This window comes from Enterobacter sp. K16B, assembly GCF_020216105.1.
Taxonomy (GTDB): Bacteria; Pseudomonadota; Gammaproteobacteria; order Enterobacterales; family Enterobacteriaceae; genus Enterobacter; species Enterobacter sichuanensis.
The window spans coordinates 1-2,260 of sequence record NZ_JAIWJZ010000223.1 but is presented as its reverse complement, the minus strand read 5'-3'; the positions used below and the strand labels follow the sequence as shown (position 1 = coordinate 2,260).

Below are 2,260 nucleotides of genomic sequence, written 5' to 3'. Positions count from 1 at the left end.
TGCTCAGCCGTACAACATCGTCGCGCTGACGGCGGCGCCGGAGGGCGTCACCCTGTTGCGCTACCGCGACAGCACGGAAGTGGGTAAAGCGAAATGTTCTCTCTCTGAAGCGGCGCTCAAGGCCCAGCTTCACGATCCCTCCCTGCCTTATTAAACGCCGCGTAACGGGAAAAAGGGGGTAAAAACGCCCCCTTTTTGCCTATATACTAAATTTCATTAATTACATAAATCACCGATGAATACTCTGGGATACTTTATTTTCAGAGATTATCATTATGTTAAAATCGACTCAGAGCAGAATCATCCTGCTGGTTTCTGCTTTCTTTTTATTACTGACGGGCATCACCGTATGGGTGGTGATGCAGCTGGTGGCGCCGTCGCTGCTTAAAACCGAGTATCAGCGCGTCCATTCTCAGATTGGCGAGCAGGCGGCAGCCATCACCACGCAAATGTCACGCGTGCAGGCCCAGCAGCGAAGCCTGACCGAAACTGTCTCCCTGCTGGAGAGTACGCAGATAGACAACCTGCTGCCGGCGCTGATTAACCAGAACGGTGACAGTGCGCTTTTTGGTGGCGGCGTCTGGCCGCTTCCCGGCATGCGCGAGGCCGGTATCGACCGGCACAGCACCTTCTTTGCCAGAGACCGGGAAAACCGACTGCGCCTGAACAGCACCTGGAACGGCGCCAACGCGCCGCCCTACTGGGAGCAGTCATGGTTCAAAGCCGGATCCCGCGCGGCGAAAGGCCAGTGCGCCTGGGCTGAGGCCTATATCGACGCGGCCAGCCCGCAGCCGCGGACCAACTGCGCGATGCCGGTCTATCGCCACGGCCAGCTGTGGGGCGTGGCAACCCTTGATCTGACGCTCGGCTTCTTTAACGCGCTGGCCCGCAAGATGGCGGAGCCCATTGAAGGCGGCGTGCTGATCGTGGAGGCCAGTGGCAAAATTGTCGGCTATAGCCGCGCATCCGACGAAACGCCGCCGCTGAAAAATATCGGCGAGCTACCGGGGCATGAAATCGCCATTCTTCAGGCGATGCTGGCCCAGGCGAAGGAGACGCCGCTGGAGCGAACCTATCAGGCGCAGGATGGGGAACACACCATTTTTGTTTACCCCATCAAGGGCAGTCCGTGGTTTGTGGCGACAGATACCCGCAGCAGCCTGTTGAGCCAGCAGACGCACGCTATCCTGGTGCGCCTCGGCATGGTGCAGATCCCGCTGTTACTGTTGTTGGGCCTGGTGCTGGTGCTGACCATCCGCGCGGTGATGCGTAATCTGCATACGGTGAGTGACCGCCTGGCCACCCTGTCCGCAGGCGGCGCGGATTTAACCCGCCGTTTGCCGGAGAGCAGCAGCCAGGAGCTCAACGCCATCGCCCGCAACGTCAACGCATTTATGAGTTATCTGCAGGGGCTGTTACAGCAGGTGGGGAGCAGCACCCGCACCATTGCCGCCGCCTCGCACCAGATTGCCGAAGGTAACGTGTCGCTGTCCTCGCGCACCGAAGAGCAGTCTGCCTCTCTGACGCAGACGGCGGCCTCGATGGAGGAGATCGCGGGCATTGTGGCGAACAACGCCGATAACGCGGAACACGCCGACCGGCTGGCGACCGACGCCGCAGCGGTAGCACAGCGCGGCGCCGGGATGATGACCTCGGCAGTGGAGAAAATGCGCCAGATTGAATCTTCATCCCTGCGGGTGGCGGACATTGTGGGGGTGATTGACGGTATTGCCTACCAGACCAACATTCTGGCGCTGAACGCGGCGGTGGAAGCGGCGCGCGCGGGGGAGCAGGGGCGTGGCTTCGCCGTGGTGGCGACGGAAGTGCGTAATCTGGCGCTGCGGGCCTCCAGCTCTGCCCGGGAGATCCGCGAGCTGATTAACGACGCGGTCGCGGGCGTGCAGGAGGGCAGTAGCCTGGTGCAGGAGGCGGGGGAGACCATGAACGCGCTGGTGACCTCCGTGAGCGAGGTATCAGCCCTGATGGAGGAGGTGAAAACCGCCAGCCGCGAGCAGAGCGTGGGTATCGCCCAGGTGAACGTGGCGGTCTGCCAGCTGGAAGGCGCGACCCAGCAGAATGCGTCGCTGGTGGCGGAAGTCTCGTCGGCGGCGAAGGCGATGGAGGAGCAGGCGCAACAGCTGGAAAGTGTGGTGAATCGGTTTAAGGTTTAATTTTATTTGCACGGGCGACGTCCTCTCCCGACGGGAGAGGACTGGGGTGAGGGGGAACATACGGCTGTGGAGGTTATTCCGTTCACTTT

The 2,260-nt window shown here is 61.0% G+C and carries 1 protein-coding gene; it reads left to right on the top strand.

Features of this window, described 5'->3' with window-relative positions:
• Window positions 1-275 precede the first annotated feature (275 nt).
• A complete protein-coding gene (locus LDK53_RS22815; RefSeq protein WP_225288151.1) occupies window positions 276-2,171 on the top strand; it encodes a methyl-accepting chemotaxis protein in 1,896 nt (631 codons plus the stop codon).
• Window positions 2,172-2,260: the final 89 nt, after the last annotated feature.

Excerpts from the sequence above, each read along its gene's own strand:
- LDK53_RS22815 (WP_225288151.1), top strand. The coding sequence starts at position 276 with ATGTTAAAATCGACTCAGAGCAGAATCATCCTGCTGGTTTCTGCTTTC.